This is a genomic window from Oceanospirillum multiglobuliferum, assembly GCF_900167095.1.
GTDB lineage: Bacteria > Pseudomonadota > Gammaproteobacteria > Pseudomonadales > Halomonadaceae > Oceanospirillum > Oceanospirillum multiglobuliferum.
Window position 1 is genome coordinate 25,607 of the sequence record NZ_FUXG01000011.1, and the last position, 17,194, is coordinate 42,800.

Annotated in this window: 14 protein-coding genes; 7 read left to right on the forward strand and 7 right to left on the reverse strand. The window is 45.3% G+C overall.

Translation table 11 applies throughout. The features are described 5' to 3' along the window. On the reverse strand, nucleotides 1-552 hold the full coding sequence (gene ampD, locus B5D26_RS08840) for a 1,6-anhydro-N-acetylmuramyl-L-alanine amidase AmpD (protein ID WP_078745379.1): 552 nt from the start codon (nucleotides 550-552) through the stop codon (nucleotides 1-3). A 135-nt stretch (nucleotides 553-687) separates the two neighbouring features. Here ampD and nadC point away from each other — a divergent pair, with 135 nt between their 5' ends. The 3 genes from nadC to B5D26_RS08855 all read left to right on the forward strand — a co-directional run bounded on the left by nadC (nucleotide 688) and on the right by B5D26_RS08855 (nucleotide 3,878). Continuing rightward, nucleotides 688-1,533, forward strand: coding sequence for a carboxylating nicotinate-nucleotide diphosphorylase (gene nadC / locus B5D26_RS08845; protein WP_078745380.1), 846 nt, complete (start codon nucleotides 688-690; stop codon nucleotides 1,531-1,533). A 200-nt stretch (nucleotides 1,534-1,733) separates the two neighbouring features. After that, nucleotides 1,734-2,462, forward strand: a complete 729-nt coding sequence (locus B5D26_RS08850) for a response regulator transcription factor (RefSeq protein ID WP_078745381.1) — start codon at nucleotides 1,734-1,736, stop codon at nucleotides 2,460-2,462. 6 nt (nucleotides 2,463-2,468) lie between these two features. Further along, nucleotides 2,469-3,878, forward strand: coding sequence for a sensor histidine kinase (locus B5D26_RS08855; protein WP_078745382.1), 1,410 nt, complete (start codon nucleotides 2,469-2,471; stop codon nucleotides 3,876-3,878). A 60-nt stretch (nucleotides 3,879-3,938) separates the two neighbouring features. Here B5D26_RS08855 and B5D26_RS08860 read toward each other — a convergent pair whose 3' ends face one another. The 5 genes from B5D26_RS08860 to B5D26_RS08880 form a co-directional block, all read right to left on the reverse strand. Beyond that, a complete protein-coding gene (locus B5D26_RS08860) occupies nucleotides 3,939-4,865 on the reverse strand; it encodes a branched-chain amino acid transaminase (protein WP_078745383.1) in 927 nt (308 codons plus the stop codon). Nucleotides 4,866-4,989: 124 nt separating this feature from the next. Further along, nucleotides 4,990-7,896 (reverse strand): bifunctional [glutamate--ammonia ligase]-adenylyl-L-tyrosine phosphorylase/[glutamate--ammonia-ligase] adenylyltransferase, encoded by a 2,907-nt coding sequence (glnE, locus tag B5D26_RS08865; RefSeq protein WP_078745384.1) that lies wholly within the window; start codon nucleotides 7,894-7,896, stop codon nucleotides 4,990-4,992. An 84-nt stretch (nucleotides 7,897-7,980) separates the two neighbouring features. Then, entirely contained in the window at nucleotides 7,981-8,349 is a 369-nt protein-coding gene (locus tag B5D26_RS08870; RefSeq protein WP_078745385.1) for a diacylglycerol kinase, read from the reverse strand. 114 nt (nucleotides 8,350-8,463) lie between these two features. Further along, a complete protein-coding gene (locus B5D26_RS08875) occupies nucleotides 8,464-9,780 on the reverse strand; it encodes an AI-2E family transporter (protein WP_078745386.1) in 1,317 nt (438 codons plus the stop codon). Between the two features lie 79 nt (nucleotides 9,781-9,859). After that, nucleotides 9,860-10,393: a cyclic nucleotide-binding domain-containing protein gene (locus B5D26_RS08880; RefSeq protein WP_078745387.1), complete on the reverse strand. Its 534-nt coding sequence runs from the start codon at nucleotides 10,391-10,393 to the stop codon at nucleotides 9,860-9,862. A gap of 367 nt (nucleotides 10,394-10,760) precedes the next feature. Here B5D26_RS08880 and nhaB point away from each other — a divergent pair, with 367 nt between their 5' ends. From nhaB to B5D26_RS08900, 4 genes are all read left to right on the forward strand, one after another. Further along, the gene (gene nhaB / locus B5D26_RS08885) at nucleotides 10,761-12,272 is read left to right on the forward strand and encodes a sodium/proton antiporter NhaB (RefSeq protein ID WP_078745388.1); all 1,512 of its coding nucleotides are present in this window, start codon (nucleotides 10,761-10,763) and stop codon (nucleotides 12,270-12,272) included. A gap of 316 nt (nucleotides 12,273-12,588) precedes the next feature. Further along, nucleotides 12,589-14,070 carry a methyl-accepting chemotaxis protein gene (locus B5D26_RS08890; protein WP_234985253.1) on the forward strand — a complete coding sequence of 494 codons (1,482 nt, stop codon included), beginning with the start codon at nucleotides 12,589-12,591 and terminating at the stop codon, nucleotides 14,068-14,070. Nucleotides 14,071-14,165: 95 nt separating this feature from the next. Continuing rightward, nucleotides 14,166-15,788 (forward strand): S8 family serine peptidase, encoded by a 1,623-nt coding sequence (locus tag B5D26_RS08895; protein ID WP_078745390.1) that lies wholly within the window; start codon nucleotides 14,166-14,168, stop codon nucleotides 15,786-15,788. Between the two features lie 19 nt (nucleotides 15,789-15,807). Continuing rightward, nucleotides 15,808-16,362, forward strand: coding sequence for a hypothetical protein (locus B5D26_RS08900; RefSeq protein WP_139776581.1), 555 nt, complete (start codon nucleotides 15,808-15,810; stop codon nucleotides 16,360-16,362). 65 nt (nucleotides 16,363-16,427) lie between these two features. Here B5D26_RS08900 and B5D26_RS08905 read toward each other — a convergent pair whose 3' ends face one another. Next, nucleotides 16,428-17,171: a FadR/GntR family transcriptional regulator gene (locus tag B5D26_RS08905; RefSeq protein WP_078745392.1), complete on the reverse strand. Its 744-nt coding sequence runs from the start codon at nucleotides 17,169-17,171 to the stop codon at nucleotides 16,428-16,430. Nucleotides 17,172-17,194: the final 23 nt, after the last annotated feature.

Consider the following 17,194-nt stretch of genomic DNA (forward strand, 5'->3'; position numbering starts at 1 on the left):
TTATCGCTGCGTTAGTTGCTTGAAATAGTATGCCCAGTTAAAGCTATCACCAGGATCAGTTTTACGCTCAGGGGCGATGTGGCAATGCCCAACTACTTGCTCATCTGTGATCATCGGATAATGGTGCTGTATCTGCTGAGTCACTGCAACCAGTTGCTGATATTGTTCTTCAGTGTAAGGCAGGTGATCAGCTCCCTCTAGCTCAATGCCTATGGAAAAATCATTACAGTTCTCTCGATTTTGGTGACATGATCTTCCTGCATGCCACGCACGCTTATTAAGCGGAACAAATTGTATCAGCTCACCATTTCGGCGTATAAAAAGGTGTGCAGAAACCTCTAAATGGGTAATTTCTGCAAAATAAGGATGCTCGTCAGGAGAAAGTTGATTTGTAAAAAACTGTTCGACATAAGTGCCTCCAAACTGATTGGGAGGCAAGCTAATATTATGAATCACCAATAGATTAACCTGCTGATCAGGCCTTTCATTAAAATTGGGTGATTTAACAATTCGAGCTTGCGTTAGCCAAATATCGTCTAATGTCTGCGTCATATGGAGCTTTTTTAAAATAGGGCTGATCTTTTTGCTTTAAGCATTCTAGCGGGAAGAAAATTCACTGGCTATGGCTTATAATGCGCCAAACTGTTTCTCTGTTTGTTATTCCTTTATCTGCCATTGAGGTTGTTTATGCCAATGCATCCACTGTTAGAACAAGATATCCCTGTTCAGGTCGCCCGTGCGATTGCTGAGGATGTGGGTAACGGTGATATTACTGCTCAGCTTATTCCTGCTGACCGGATGGCGCGCGCTCGTGTGATCACCCGCAATGATGCCGTGGTTTGTGGTACTGCATGGGTAGATGAGGTCTTTAAACAGATTGATCCTGCGGTTAAAGTGATCTGGCAAGTGAAAGACGGCGAGACGGTTATTCGCAATCAGGTCTTGTTCTATTTAGAAGGGGCTGCACGCTCACTATTAACGGGCGAACGCTGTGCTTTAAATTTTTTACAAACTTTGTCAGGCACTGCTACTACCTGCCACGAATATGCTGGCCTTGTTGCAGACACTGATGTCAAACTGCTGGATACCCGCAAAACTCTGCCGGGCTTACGTTTGGCGCAAAAGTATGCCGTGACTTGTGGTGGCTGTTATAACCATCGTATTGGTTTGTATGATGCGTTCCTGATCAAAGAAAATCATATCACGGCTTGTGGTTCTATTGAGGCATCGGTAGTACGCGCCCACGAAATTGCACCGGGTAAGTTAGTTGAGGTTGAAGTTGAAAGCCTTGATGAGTTACAACAAGCGCTCAATGCAGGCGCTGACATTATCATGATCGACAATTTTACTTTGGATGAAATGCGTGCTGCGGTCAAAATCAACAATGGCCAAGCTAAGCTTGAAGCTTCTGGTGGTGTGACTCATGAAACCTTACGGGATATCGCACTGACGGGTGTAGATTATATTTCTATAGGTGCATTGACCAAAGACTGTATCGCGGTTGACCTATCAATGCGATTGGTTGAGGTTTAATCCAAATAGCAACCTCTGTCAGTCCACAGAGGTTGCTCCTGCCTATTTATTTCTACCTTTTATTTTCGCTACTGTCGTTGTTACGCTTTCGCCAACTAAGCGTAAAGTTAAGTTAATTCTGCTTATTTCCCCTGCTCAAACACAGCCTCAGATGCTAAAAAACTTTATGATAGTGTCCTGCCCGTGACTGAGGAGCCTTTATGTCCAGCGAAAACATTCTATTGGTCGATGATGATATTGAGCTATGTGCATTGCTCAAAGACTACCTTCAAGCGGAAGGCTATCAAATCGAAGTAGCACACAATGCCCATCAAGCATTAGAGCGCTTACAAGGCAACGGCAATCTGAGTTTGATGATATTGGATATCATGATGCCAGGCATCAGCGGTTTAGAGCTATTACAACAAATTAGGCCGCGCTATCCGTTACCTATCATTATGCTAACGGGACGGGGTGATGAAGTAGACCGTATTATAGGCTTAGAAATGGGTGCAGATGACTATCTGTCTAAACCTTGTAATCCCCGTGAATTACTGGCACGTATTAGAGCTATTTTTAGGCGGGCAAATCCTCAAACATCCCTCGAAGGTACACTACAAGATCAAGTACTACGCTATAACGGTATTGAGCTAAATCCTGCAACACGGGAAGTTCGAGTACAAGGCCAACTCATTGAGTTAACCAGTGCAGAATTTAATGCCCTTGGTTATTTAATGCAGCATTCAGGACGGGTATTGAGCAAGGAACAGCTGACGCGTTGGGTCTTACATCGAGAGTTTACGCTCTATGATCGAGCTATAGATGTACATATCAGCCGAGTACGGCAAAAATTAGGTCAAGCTTTAGAAAACCCCGCAGAGATCATTAAAACAGTCAGGGGGCAAGGTTATATTTTTGTCCAACAGCCAATGAGTGACAGTAACAGTTAACCCATTATGATTAAGCTACCCCGCCAACTGCACCAGTTATTCTGGAAAATATTCGCCACAATATGGGCTGTCAGCATTATCAGTATGACGCTGGTTTTCTTGTTATTGGCAAACCGTAATGAGGAATCTCGCTGGCGTGAAGTGATGCAAGCAAGGCTGTCAGAGCGCGCTAAAACTATTGTTGAGTATTATGAAACTGAAGGTCGCCTTTCCAAACGAGACTTAAGATATTTATTGCCAACTAAGCCTTGGGAGCAAGAAAGAAATGATCGACACCCTAGGGATGACGGTGATCATCATAAACCTGAGGATAGACCAGCACCACTGCCTCCAATTTGGATTGATAAGCTTATTTTCGATCAGACAACACGCCAGTTAGTATCGACTGAACAGATCCTTACCAACCCCAGAAGCAAACCCAAAAATACGCTGCAACTCGATATCCAGTCTCAATCTGGTGGGCAATATAGATTTTCCATAGCCCTTCCGCCAACGCTCAAGCATTACACCGGATGGGTTACGCATATTTTTTCCATTCAAATGGTACTGATTTTAACCGTCGCAGTGCTATCTGCTCTGCTACTGAGCTTTTTGATTGTACGCCCTATTCGCGCGCTCAGTTGTCATGTGAAAAAGATCTATCATGAACAAGACTTCAGCACCCGCGCTGATCGAGCACTCAGCCAGCGCCAGGATGAATTAGGGGAGTTGACCCGAGAGTTTGATCTAATGGCCAGCTATGTTGAGCGCACGTTGCTTAGCCAACAGCGCTTACTGCAGGATGTATCTCACGAATTTCGCGCGCCGCTTGCTCGCTTACAGATTTGTGCAGGTCTAGCAGAGCAACAACTGGGTAACGACAATCCTTTAGTTGAGCGTATCGACCGAGAATGTAACCGTTTAGATCAGCTGATCTCTGAGGTGCTATCTTATAGCCGCTTAGACACAGCATCAGACGAAGGGGAAAGCTTTAAGGTTGTAGATTTATTTGAAGAACTGCTGCTTGATGTGCAATTCAGTCAGCCAGAGCGGCCATTAAAAATAACGATTCAACCTGAAGCACTCGGCCTGTTAACTAATAGAGACTTACTGACAAGGGCTTTGCGTAATGGCTTAGAAAATGCCCTAAAATATACTGCCCCAAACAGTTTGATAGAGCTGACTGCTTACGAAAGTGAGCAACAGATCAATATTGTTTTACGTGACCATGGCACTGGCATAGATGAAACTCTGCTGTCGTCTATCTTCACGCCTTTTGTGCGCGGGCATAATGAACAGTGGCAGGGCTACGGGTTAGGCATGAGCATCGCCCAGCGGGCAATGTCCCGACTTAAAGGCAGTATCAAAGCGGAGAACCACAGGGAGGGCGGTTTGCAGCTTAGCTATTCATTGCCGAAAAAAAACGCAGCGAGTTAACGCTACGTTTTCAATACGGCCAGCCAAAAGCAAGCACGCTATATTGAGTGTCTGATCGACTTACTTAACCAACGTCAGCCACTCAGGGTGCTCCGCACGCTTGCCTGTGACTTGATCAAAGTACAAAGTTTGTAGCTTTTCAGTGATAGGGCCTCGACGACCTGTACCAATTAGGCGACCATCTAGTTCACGAATCGGCAATACCTCTGCGGCTGTACCCGTAAAGAAAGCTTCATCAGCAATATAAACTTCATCGCGGGTGATACGTTTTTCGATGATATCCAGACCTAGCTCTTCTTTAGCCAGCTCAATCACGGTGCGACGGGTAATACCGTCTAGGCAGGAGGTCAGCTCAGGGGTGTAAAGTTTGCCATCACGAATTACGAAGATGTTTTCGCCGGAGCCTTCAGCCACATAACCTTCGTTGTCCAGCAACAGTGCCTCTTCACAACCGCTACGCAGTGCTTCGCTCAGCGCCAGCATCGAGTTCATGTAGTTACCATTGGCTTTGGCTTTACACATGGTGATGTTGACATGGTGACGAGTATAAGAAGAGGTTTGCACCTTGATGCCAATCTCTTTCGCCTCAGGAGACATATAAGATGGCCACTCCCAAGCTGCCACCATGACATGCACTTTCAAGTTATCGGCACGTAAACCCATGCCCTCTGAGCCAAAAAATACCATTGGACGCAGATAAGCATGTGGCAAATTATTATCACGTACTGCGGCAATTTGCGCGGCGTTAATTTCGTCTTTGCTGAAAGGCATTGGCATATTCAGGATATGGGCAGAGCGGAACAAGCGATCGGTGTGCTCTTGTAGACGGAAGATCTGTGCGCCCTTGTCTGTTTCATAAGCGCGCACGCCCTCAAAACAGCCCATACCGTAATGCAGGGTATGCGTTAGGACGTGAACTTTAGCGTCTTTCCAATCCACCATTTTTCCATCTAGCCAAATTAAACCTTCACGATCGGCCATCGACATAGGGGTAATTCCTTAAACTGATCTATCTTATTTTCTACGGACTAGACACTAAGCCTAGTCCGCGCGTGATTAGGGTTCGAGATTATTTTCTAAGCGCCAGATCAGATCCAGCGCGTCTAACCAATTAGGATTCGAGCAAATTATGCCAAATATTGCTGACCGCTTCCCGATAGTCAACAAACTGGCTAGAGGGTACTTGGCTTGGTGTCATCTGCATTGATGCCTCATGGGCGGCTTGGCGATACGCCAAATAGGCCGCACTTAGTTGTGCAATCTGCTCAGTCGGTAAAATATTCACCTGCTGCATAGTCTCAAGAATGCGCATATTATCGGTCCACTGTAGCAGTTCAGGATGCTGTGCACCGTAGCGTAGTACGCTGTATTGCGCGATAAATTCAATATCCACCATGCCTCCTGCATCTTGTTTCAGATGAAAGAGAGGCCGTTCGCCACCGGCTTCAGGCTTAGAACCTAAGTTGTCGCGCATTTTAATGCGCATAGAAACCACATCTTGACGCAACGTCTCAATATCACGAGGTTCTGACAATATTTCAGCCCGCGCCTGTTCAAACTTTTCTGTTAATTCAGAACAGCCTGCCACTACCCGTGCGCGGACAAGGGCTTGTTTTTCCCAAGTCCAAGCTTCTTTTTGCTGATAGTCTTTAAATGATTTTAAGGAGCTGACCAACAGCCCTGAGTTACCGGAGGGGCGTAAACGCATGTCCACTTCATAGAGCTGACCGGAAGAGGTCATCGTGTTCAAGATATGAATAATGCGCTGACCTAAACGCGCAAAAAACACCGCGTTATCAATGCTGCGCTCACCATCGGTCACCCCTTGAGGCGCCGCATCATGCAGGAAAACCAAATCAAGGTCAGAGCCATAACCCAGTTCAATACCGCCCAGCTTGCCATAACCGACAATAATGAAAGCAGGATCACAAGCTGTACCATCCTCTTTGGCGGGACGGCCATGTTTGTCAGTGAGTTTCTTCCATGCCATCTGTAGCACTTGCTCTAAGATGGTTTCAGCAATAAAGGTTAAATAATCGCTAACCTTCATTAACTGGCGTGTACCCATAATGTCAGAAGCGGCCACCCGTAAGACATGGGCACGCTTGAAGTAACGCAACGCTTCCATTTGCGCCTCTTCGTCCTCTTCTGGCAAGCGCAACAACTGCTGACGTAACTCATCCCGCAGCGGTTCACGCTCTGCGGGAGTGTAGAGTGTAGCGGTATTTAATAATTCATCTAACAAAATAGGGGTACGGGCTAAATGTTCGGCAATCCAAGGGCTAGCAGCACACAGCTTGACGAGCTGTTTCAATGCCGCAGGATTTTCCATCAAAAGTACAAAATAAGCACTTCGACGTAATACCGATTCAACCAACTGTAAAATGCGCTCAAGAGTACGCGAAGGCGTTTCAGACTCAGTAACCGCACTGAGCAAGATAGGCATAAAGGCTTCTAAACGATCACGCCCTTCCCGCTGCATACTTTGTACCACTCGCCCTTCACGCAGGCGTGTGATTCGTTCAAAGGTAGCGCTTGCATCCTCGTAGCCCTGTGCGCTTAATAACTCTGCACCAGACTCTGCGTCGTATTGGCCCTGCCATAAGGCTGCCAGCTCAGCACTGATATTCAGCCCGCCTGCCTCCTCATCCTCTGGGGCTGCAATCACATTGGCAAAATGAAAGCTAACTTTAGCACGTTGACGCTCCAACTCCGCTTCAAAAGCAGACCAGTCAGGGAAGTTCATAATGTGCGCCATGCGTGCTTGAGCAAAGGCTGCATCAGGCAGGGTTTGTGTCTGCTGATCAGCGACCCCTTGTAGGGCATGCTCTGCATTACGTAGGAATAAGTAAGCCGCCAATAGTTCATCGGTCACTTGCTGTGGCAGCAAACCTAGGCCGCTGATAATGGGCAATACTTTGCGAATCGAACGCTCTTGCAGCTCGGTATCCCGTCCACCGCGAATCAGTTGGAAAACCTGAGTGATAAACTCAACCTCGCGAATACCACCAGAACCCAGCTTAACGTTATTGCTTAAGCCTTTGCGGCGCACTTCGCGGTTGATCATCTCTTTCATATCGCGCAGTGAGTCAATGGCGCTGAAATCGACATATTTGCGATAAACAAATGGCCGCAGCTTTTCTAATAAGCTGTTGCCAGCCTCAAGATCACCTGCAATCACCCGCGCTTTGATCATGGCGTAGCGTTCCCAGTCGCGTCCCTGATCATGGTAATAGTCGATCATGGCAGGGAAACTCAGTGACAGCGCTCCGCTTTGACCATAGGGACGCAAGCGCATATCCACACGAAAAACAAAACCATCTGCGGTGTTATTATCTAAAGCCGCAATCAGCTTTTGGCCAAGACGCACAAAGAAATCTTGGTTATCTAAACTGCGTTTGCCACCTTGGGTTTGGCCGTGTCTAGGAAAGCAGAACATCAGGTCAATATCTGATGATAAGTTCAGCTCATAAGCCCCTAGCTTACCCATACCAATCACGATCATGCGTTGCGGCTGTGGTTCTTTATTGGCTTCTGCTCTGGAGTAAGGCGTCCCCCACTGTGGGCAGTAAAAGTCATATAGCCAGTTCAGTGCTTCATCGACGCAAATATCTGCTAAGTGGCTCAATTCTGCAGTGGTTTGCCACATGTTGGCTTGAAAGGAAAAATCTCGCCAAATGATGCGTGTCATCATCTGGCGGCGGAACTGACGCAATACACGGTGTAGGTCATTTTCAGTACTTACTACACTCAGTTTTTCTTTCAGGATTACACGTAGCTGCGCAGCGCTCAATGGAGACTCAAGCCAGTTGTTTTCCAATAGCTCAGTGAGCAAAACCGGAAAGCGCGACAGACTATCAGTAACATAGTCACTACAGGGGATAATTTTCTCAGCCGCAGGTAAGGCTTTCAGTTGTGCAAGTAGCTCGACAGGCAGCTGATCCTCAAGGCGTTGCCAGTTTTTTGTTGCGGTGTCTTGCAATAAATCAGGTAAAGGCAGAGAGGTGGGCAGAGTCATAGGGCATCCTTATCGCATATCAGCAGCTAAGCATTCAACAAACATAAAGGCAAAATATGTAGAGTAGGCCTGATTAAGGCCTAATCAGAAAAAACGACTATACGCCAGCGTAATCCAAGTGATCCCCGCAAGCGCTAAGGCGATAAATACGGCGGCTGAGCCAATGTCTTTAGCACGACCTGATAGCTCATGAAACTCGGGGCCGATACGATCTACCACCGCTTCTACCGCAGAGTTCATCAACTCCGTAATAAGCACTAAGAAACAGCAGCCAATTAACAACAAACGCTCTATCGCTGTTTGTCCCAGCCAAAGGGCTGTTGGAATTAGAATTAAGCATAACACCAGCTCTTGGCGAAAAGCAGCCTCGTGCTGAAAAGCAGCCTTTAAACCTTTAATTGAATAACCTGTAGAGTGAATAAGGTGCTTAAAGCCAGTGTGTCCGGGTTTCATGCTGAGCATCCAAGTCAAAGGGTCAATAAGCCTGTCCGCTATTACGAACATAGCTGGAAAATAAGTCGCAAAATAATATCAGATTTCCCCCCCATAATTCAGAGCCAATCAGGATTAAATAATTTGGTAGGCTTTCATCTCTTTAAACAATGTCTCGATAACCACTTTAACAATAACAATCACAGGTACGGCAAACAGCATACCGATGAAGCCCAATAAGATAGAGCCGCCCATCACGCCAATAATCACAACCAGTGGATGCAAACTCACGGCATTACCCAAAACAATGGGTTGATACACGGCATTATCCAACAGCTGTGTAACGGCTACGACAATGCAAACCCAAAGCACCATATTGTCAGCGTCAATTATGCTGAAAAAAGGCGTGAAGGTTTCAACAATTAAGGCATAGCCTGCACCAATCAACAAACCAATGGCGGGGCCAAGAAAAGGAATGGCATTGGCTAGACCTGCAATAGTGCCAATGACAAAAGCCCACTTAGCTCCCAAGCCAATCAGGTACAGGCCAAGCATTAAGGTAAAGCCCACTAAGGTGCACTCTAAAAAAGTACCACGTAAATACTTGCCAAGGGCATCATCCACATTGTTCAAAACTGTTAGCACCATCTCAAAATAGTGATTAGGCACTAACTGCACCACACTGCGCTTAATCTCACCTTCATCTAATAGCAGGAATAAAAAAACAAAAGGTGCGGCCATCCAAAGCGAGATCACGCCACCTATCACCCCCAGCAAGCTCTTTTGCTCAGTATTGAGATTAGTGGAGGCGTTAATCTCGGATACGGCAGCCTTTGCCTGCGAGCCTGTGTTAGGCTCACCCTCATCCATAGTCAGGTCACCCCCCCTCTTTTGGTATTGCGCTAAGTTATGTAAGAAATAGCGATAAAAGGTTTGATCAAAACGCTGAACAGAATAGTGATCAACGTAGTAACGCTCAAAACTGGCTCTCTCTTCTGGATTGAGCATAAGCAAGCGGTTCAGGCGATCATAAAACGGCTCAATTTCAGCACCAACCAAGCGGTGCAACAGGTTGCCTTTTCCCTGCTCGTCAATCTGCATAAGGGCCTGATACTTATCATCAAGCTTGTACTGAATACGTACCCGTAATTCGAGTTTGCCTTGTTCATCAGGTATTGCATCTCGAATCTGTGAGGACGCCAAACTGATCAGAAAGAAAAAGCCTGCAAACAAAGTCAAAATGGCCAAACCTTTAGGAATACGCCAGCGACGCATTAACGCTAACAAAGGGTGGCAAAGATAAGCTGCCAAGGCACCCACAATTGCGGGCAAGGTCAACTCTCTTAACGTCCATATCAGAACGATAAATAGCGAAAAACCAAGCAGCCCTGTAACAACATAAAAACGCTGGCGTCGTTTAGCCCGTGATAAAGCGTCGTAAGCAAAATTCAAAATAAAACTCTCTTTCTGTCGACTGACAGCCGTCCTGTGTCAATTCTAAAAGCAGCCTCTAAAAAGACAGCTGGATTTATTATGCAGATTTTGACATCTGCGCCTGTGCAAGCTGCTGATTAGTCAGTTTTAAGCGTTGACCAATGATTAACGCCAGTGACTTTAGAATTTTACTACCCAAGCTAGCCTCTGTTTCTAAAAGCTTATTTAGGTCCGAACGAAATAAAGCGATAGCTTGCGTATCTTCAACCGCAATAGCAGAGGCTGAACGTGGGCTATCATCCAACAAGGCCAACTCCCCCATAAAAGCACCGGCACTCAAAGTAGCCAAAACCAAGCCATCAGACTCACTGGGTATCACAATATTGACCCGACCTGTGCGAATAATAAACATTGCAGCGCCTGGGTGACCCATATGAAAAATTTTTTCACCCTGAGCATAATGTCGTTGATGAGTGATTCGCGCGACACGCTTTAATTCTCGATGATTAAGATCTGCAAATAGCGGTACTTGAGCCAATATATTGACTAAGTCCTGCTTGCTAGGGTCTCTTGACCGATCAAAGATGTTGTCCCATAACGCGCTCAGTTGCTTCTGAAGAGGTAATGTCATACGTAGCTACTCTCAGGCTAAAAGGTCAAGTGCTTGTAGGTACTGGCAATAAATGTGGCGAATATCGAAAAACAATGAAAGATTCTATTTCAATAAGCCTTTTCTTGTTAAGAAAAGCTCAGAAAACCTACCAAAAATTGAGCTGACATTAAAAAATCACTTCATAAGTAGAACATACAACCGATATAACAGCGGCAACAATCACCAGACCAGAGACTGTGTTTTTATAGCATCTGTGTATAATGCCTGCGCTTGACCCTGTAGTGCAGGGTATCCCGTGAATAATAAGCACACTCAAACAACACGGGATTTGTCAGCAGTCTTGAAACCTTGACCTTACTCTCTTGATGTAAAAAGGACCTAAAAAATGGCTCAGACCATGACCCAAGGCTTTTTGCGTAACTTTCTTGGTAACTCACCGTTGTGGTACAAGAAAGTCATCCTCGCATTTTTGATTATTAATCCTATCGTATTTTTTATGCCCGGTGCTGGCCCCTTTGTTGCGGGTTGGTTACTGATTCTTGAATTTATCTTCACATTAGCAATGGCGCTGAAGTGCTATCCATTACAACCCGGTGGCTTATTGGCAATTGAAGCCATCGCCATTGGATTAGCATCACCTCAAACGGTAATGCATGAGGTTGAAGGTAACTTAGAAGTAATTCTGCTACTGGTCTTTATGGTGGCAGGTATTTATTTTATGAAACAGTTGCTACTACTGACCTTTACCAAAATTCTGCTAGGTGTGCGCTCTAAGACGATGCTGTCACTGCTGTTTTCTATCACAGCAGCGGCCTTATCAGCATTTTTGGATGCCTTAACAGTAACAGCTGTAATCATCAGTATTGGTGTGGGCTTCTATTCGGTTTATCACAAGGTGGCCTCTGGTAAGAGCTTTTCACACGACCACGACCATGGTGATGATGCGTCATTAGCCGAGCAGATGCTGAATGACTTAGAGCAATTCCGCGCCTTTTTACGTAGCCTGTTAATGCACGCTGCGGTAGGTACTGCTCTGGGTGGTGTTTGTACTTTAGTAGGTGAGCCACAAAATTTATTGATAGCCAAAGTTGCAGGCTGGCAGTTTGGTGAGTTCTTTATGCGTATGGCTCCTGTCACAATGCCAGTGCTTGTAGCAGGCTTACTCACGTGTATCGCATTAGAGAAAACCAAACTCTTCGGTTACGGCTCATTGTTACCTGATTCTGTACGCCAAATTTTAGAAGATTTTGATGCCCACCAATCAGAAAAAAGAACCATGCGCGACCGTGCGGCCTTATTAGTACAGGCTCTAACCGCATTTTTCTTGATTTTTGCTTTAGCCTTCCATATCGCGGAAGTGGGCCTGATTGGTTTAACCATTATCGTGCTACAAACTGCCTTTAACGGGATTACTGAAGAGCACCAAATAGGTAAAGCCTTTGAAGAGGCACTGCCTTTTACCGCTTTATTAGTAGTATTTTTCTCCGTGGTTGCGGTAATCCATGAACAGCATTTGTTCCAGCCCTTCATTCAGATGGTGCTACACATGGAAACCAGCCGCCAGCCCGCTATGCTATTTATCGCTAACGGTTTATTGTCCGCCATCAGTGATAACGTATTCGTAGCAACGGTATATATCTCTGAAATAAAAGCGGCTTTAGACGCTGGTGAGATCACTCGTGAGCACTTTGACGTGCTAGCAGTGGCTGTTAACACAGGAACTAACTTACCAAGTGTTGCAACACCTAATGGCCAAGCAGCCTTCTTATTTTTGCTAACCTCTGCTTTGGCGCCTTTAATTCGTCTCTCTTATGGTCGAATGGTCGTTATGGCACTGCCTTACACTATTGTGATGTCTGCAGTAGGTTTGTACGCTGTTGTTAACTGGGTACATTGAGAGCCATTCTTAAAGTCAAACCCAATACATTAGGTTTTTAAATAAGCGCTAAGGTATTGAGTTAAAAACAATTACTGTTTTGGGCGAGCATTATGCTCGCCTTTTTTCTTGTCAATCAATCATTCAGATCTACAGCACTCTTGCTAGCACTAAGCTCCCACCACCGCCATTACTGATTCTCAATAGTTTGCTTTTACTTTTGTCTAACGCTTGAATGATTCAAACGTATGTTTTAAATTCCATCACCACCTATACAAACATCACTCTCGCACTTGGCACTAACAACAGCGTTAATAACAACAATAGGAGCTGCACAATGAGCCTTTCCAATCTGGCTGAATGGTTTATACCCGACAGCGTTCGGCAAGACCCAACAGGATTAATTCATGCCCGCACCGTGGTAACAGTTGCACTACTGGCAAGTGTAATTGCACCCATTTTTGCCATGAGTTACTTCAAACATCAGCACCCTGCTATGGGCTGGGGCATTATCCTTGGTAGCGCGGGAATGTTACTGGCTCCCTTGTTAGTCAAAACATTCGCTCAAGTGCGACTAGCAGCAGAGTTTGCAGTCAGCTGTATGTACCTGATGGTAGCTTGGATGCTGTACGTTAACGGCGGTATTATGTCTACTAGCCTACCTTGGCTTGCCAGCATTCCTTTTGCTGCAATTTTTATTGCAGGTCGCGTATCAGGCTATATCTGGTCTGTTATCAGTATTAGTACTGTAGGGCTATTCTTATGGATTCAACAGCAAGGGATTCACTTGCCCCCCTCTCCCATTGCTGAGTCGATGATTCCCGTTCAACAAGCCAAATCTTTAGTAGGTATGAGTTTGATTGTCATTGTGTTGGCACTTGCTTTTGATCGAGCTAAAACTAGAGGCTTTGCTCAGCTTGAGCAGGCCAAAGAGCAAAGTGAACAAAACCAGAAGCAAATTGAAGATATTTTACTACGTGTTAGCGAGTCTATTCGCAGTGCAAAAACAGTCAGTCAAGAAGTAACCGATAGCGCTCAGCGTATTGCAGATACCATGCAGCAGCAAAGCCAAGCTGTCAGCCTAATGGTGACAGGAGCCGATCAAATCTCATCAGAAATACAACATCATGCTCAAAGTGCCCATGATGCAGCACAAACAGCCACACGTGCAGGAGAGCAAGCAACCTCTGGTGGAAAGGTTATGAGCGTTGCTGTGGATAAGCTGAACCAAGCCTCACAGGTGATACTAAATGCCGCCGAACGTTTAGAAGTGTTAGAGCAAAACAGCACTGAAGTTGGCTCTATCGTGGTGATGATTCACGATATTGCAGAGCAAACTAATCTTTTAGCTTTAAACGCGGCTATTGAGGCTGCCCGAGCAGGCGAAATGGGACGAGGTTTTGCCGTAGTCGCAGATGAAGTACGTAATTTAGCCGAACGCACCCGCAGTGCTACCCAAGAAATTGGTGGCAAAATAAAGCTGATTCTTGATGGTACAGAGCAAGCGATTACGACTATGCGCATTGGCTGTACAGAAGTACAAGAAGGACAGTCCCAAGCTCAAGATGCTCAAGCCCAGATGCAGGCCATTATTAGCGATGCTTGCGACCTAGCCCAGCAGATGGAGCAAATTTCTAATGTCGGCAGTACCCAACAAACAACCTTTTTACATTATGCAGGTGAAATCAAACTAATCGGCCAACAGGTATTACAACTGAGCGAAGAAACAACCCATATATTAAGCTATATCAAGCAATTAGATAATATTATGGGAGAGCTAAACAGTGTTGCAGGGCAGCTAGAGCCGATTAACAGCTAACCAATAGTCTTGTGAAATAACAAAGCTTCTTTCATTCACATGATATATAAGCCAAAATTAATCGTATTCGTTCAACGCTTTATTTGAGTATATCAATGCGTTTTTTTTGGCCTATTATCACCAGTGTTTTCTTAGTTGCCTGCGGCGAAGGGGATCCTGTTAACCTCCAGTCTGCCATAAGCACTACTAACTCAACCCAATCAACAGCAGTGCAAACAAGTACAGCCTGCCAGAAAGTGAGCTACAGCAGTACCCTATTCGAGAGTACTGAACCCGACAGAATAGCAGAACAGTGGTACTTAGAGCGCTTAGGTATAGTCGATACTGCGTTCAACCGGAGTACTAACAAAACCAACACTAATCCGGTCACTGTAGCGGTCTTAGATCAAAAGATTGACTACAATCACCCTGACCTCCGTAGAAACCTAGACCTCAATAATTCTTGCCACTTCTCAGAAAGCAGTAATATCTATCAATCGGTTGAACATGCAACAGAAGTCTCTGGCATTATTGCTGCTGATAATAGCAACAATGCAGGTATTAATGGTATTGCAACTCACACTCTGATTCGTGGCTTTAATATTCTCAATAGTAAGGGCAGTAACACCGAATGGGGTGTTGCACTCGGAGCAGCAGACAGTACTCAAGCCGATGGCGTTGACATTTTTAATCAAAGCTATGGTTACCCTATACCTGACGATAATGGGTTTGTTAACTATCAAGACAATAGTGTGCTAGCAGAGGGTATTTTAAGCGAGGCGGTACAATCAAGACGATCAGGCAAAGGTGCGTTGTACTTTAAGGCTGCAGGCAACTTCTACGAATCAACAACTCCTTGCTCTACCTATAACCGTAAACTGCCTTACCAAAGCGCAAATATGGATCCTGATAACAATATCCCCTATAACATTGTTGTCGGCTCAGTTGATGAACAAGATAAACGTGCTTGCTATTCAGCCAGTGGTTCTAGCTTATTCTTCGTTGCACCCGGTAACCAACTACTGGCCACATCATCTAATAATCAATATGAGTTGTTCTCTGGCACTTCAGCTGCGACCCCTGTTGCAAGCGGTATTGCAGCTTTGATTTTAGAGCGCCACCCAAACTTAGGCTGGCGTGATGTACGCCATATTATGTTGGCATCGGCAGAGCAAGTAGATGAAAAAATTCAACCAGTGAGCTTAAGCTTATCTGATGGCACCTATATCGCAGAACCTCAGTGGCAAACCAACGGGGCAGAGTATCAATATCATAACTGGTATGGCTTTGGACGCTTGAATGCTAGCAAAGCTTTAGCCATGGCAGGTAATTATGGCGGGCTATTACCAACACAACAGATCAAAACTAGCAGCCTTATTACCCCTAGCCAATCTATTCCAGATAACAGTGTTAAGGGGGCGCAATCTGTATATTCTGATAACAATAACCTGCGTGTCGAATCAGTACAGTTATCGATTAACTTAACTCATGCCCGCTTAGCTGATTTATCTATTGAGCTAATATCGCCCAGTGGCATGCGTAGCATTTTACTAACCCCTAGAAATGGCTATGCAGTACCCTCATCACAAACTCGCTTTGACTTTGTACTTCTCAGTCAAGCCTTCTACGGTGAAACTAGTCAAGGTGAATGGACATTAAAAGTAGTGGATACCAAATCAGGGGTTATAGGCACATTGAATGATTGGACTATGACCTTATACGGCCATACCCTTAACTAATAGGTAAACGAGAGTGGTTATGAAAAACTGGTTTTTAGTATTGTTATTTTTTTTACCGCTAAGCGCCTGTGCTAACAACACATCTATCACTAATATCTCAGCACACTCAGAGCAACGGTCACTACCTGAGCACTTACAGACAGGACAGCAAATTCGTATCGGTAATAGCCATTACCTGATTTTGGATCAGGTACAGGCCTTTGATCAGAACAGTACAAAGGGTCAGCAACGTATCGCAGCCAGCACCGCACAGAGCCTTGGGCAAAAGGGGCCTTATAATTTACAGGCCAGCCAAGCAGACCCTGAAGGCAAGCCTGTGGTATGGAATCAAAGCACACAACAATATGCTGTATTATTAGATGAGATAGGTTTAGTACTGAATAATATTGAGCAAGCAGAACAAGTTGCTCAAGATTACCAACTCAACTTGAGCTTACGAATAGCACGTTTAAAGCGAGCCTATTATAAAGTTGATGCTAACTTGATCCCCGAGCTGATGCGACGCTTACAACAGGATGAGCGAGTTAAAGAGGTACTGCCCACATTGTTTGAGCATCGCCGACAACCGATGTAATAGTGCATTTGAAAGTGTGCAAAAATGGGAGAAGCTTAAATCAATAAGCTTCTCGTTTGCTTAGTCTAAATTTTTTGTTGCTCTGCCTTCCAATCCTGAGCAGCTTGAAAGCGAGCTTTAAGATAGACCATCAGCTCGTCCAAAGCCTGTTCAGCAGCAGGCCCATTGGCATCTTTAATAGCCTGATAAAGCTTTTGATGTGTTTGCACGACATTCTGACGATCACGAAAACGATAGACCACCATATTAGTGACAGGCTGCATCGCCTCAATCACTGCATACATCAGAAACTGCAACATCGCATTTTGTGCACCATCAACCAATGCTCGATGAAAGCGTACATCAGAGGCGCAAAACTCCTGATCGGTAAGACCTTCTTGCCCTTGCAACTCAAGCTCTTCAGCCATCAGAGCCAATAATTCAGCATTAGGCTGCAAAGCCGCTAACCGACAACAAATACGCTCCATCTCATGACGTGCATCAGCAATTTCAGTCAAACTGAACTGGTTCATACTAGCTAACAGTGTTGCAGAAGAGGTTAGGCTTAAACTGGCCTCCTCCAACGAGGGACGGTTGACGAAAGTTCCTCCCGTTGGTCCACGGCGTGAACGAATCATGTTTTGCGCAGCGAGACGTTTTAGCGCTTCTCTAATAGTAGGGCGCGACACCTGATAACGACTGGCAAGCTCCTCTTCTGTAGGCAAGCGGTCATCTGCTTTTAGCTGCCCTGACATAATAGCTTCTCGCAGCTGCTCAGAGATCTGCTTTGCCAAACTTTGCGTCACCAATGGCTCGATTTCAATCTTCAAAATATACCCCACCTAAAAAAAAT

Bases quoted from the DNA above. Each gene is read 5' to 3' on its own strand.
- nadC (WP_078745380.1), top strand. From the start codon at position 688: ATGCCAATGCATCCACTGTTAGAACAAGATATCCCTGTTCAGGTCGCC.
- B5D26_RS08890 (WP_234985253.1), top strand. From the start codon at position 12,589: ATGAGCCTTTCCAATCTGGCTGAATGGTTTATACCCGACAGCGTTCGG.
- glnE (WP_078745384.1), bottom strand. From the start codon at position 7,896: ATGACTCTGCCCACCTCTCTGCCTTTACCTGATTTATTGCAAGACACC.
- B5D26_RS08895 (WP_078745390.1), top strand. From the start codon at position 14,166: ATGCGTTTTTTTTGGCCTATTATCACCAGTGTTTTCTTAGTTGCCTGC.
- B5D26_RS08870 (WP_078745385.1), bottom strand. From the start codon at position 8,349: ATGAAACCCGGACACACTGGCTTTAAGCACCTTATTCACTCTACAGGT.
- B5D26_RS08850 (WP_078745381.1), top strand. From the start codon at position 1,734: ATGTCCAGCGAAAACATTCTATTGGTCGATGATGATATTGAGCTATGT.
- B5D26_RS08900 (WP_139776581.1), top strand. From the start codon at position 15,808: ATGAAAAACTGGTTTTTAGTATTGTTATTTTTTTTACCGCTAAGCGCC.
- B5D26_RS08860 (WP_078745383.1), bottom strand. From the start codon at position 4,865: ATGTCGATGGCCGATCGTGAAGGTTTAATTTGGCTAGATGGAAAAATG.
- B5D26_RS08855 (WP_078745382.1), top strand. From the start codon at position 2,469: ATGATTAAGCTACCCCGCCAACTGCACCAGTTATTCTGGAAAATATTC.
- ampD (WP_078745379.1), bottom strand. From the start codon at position 552: ATGACGCAGACATTAGACGATATTTGGCTAACGCAAGCTCGAATTGTT.
- B5D26_RS08880 (WP_078745387.1), bottom strand. From the start codon at position 10,393: ATGACATTACCTCTTCAGAAGCAACTGAGCGCGTTATGGGACAACATC.
- nhaB (WP_078745388.1), top strand. From the start codon at position 10,761: ATGGCTCAGACCATGACCCAAGGCTTTTTGCGTAACTTTCTTGGTAAC.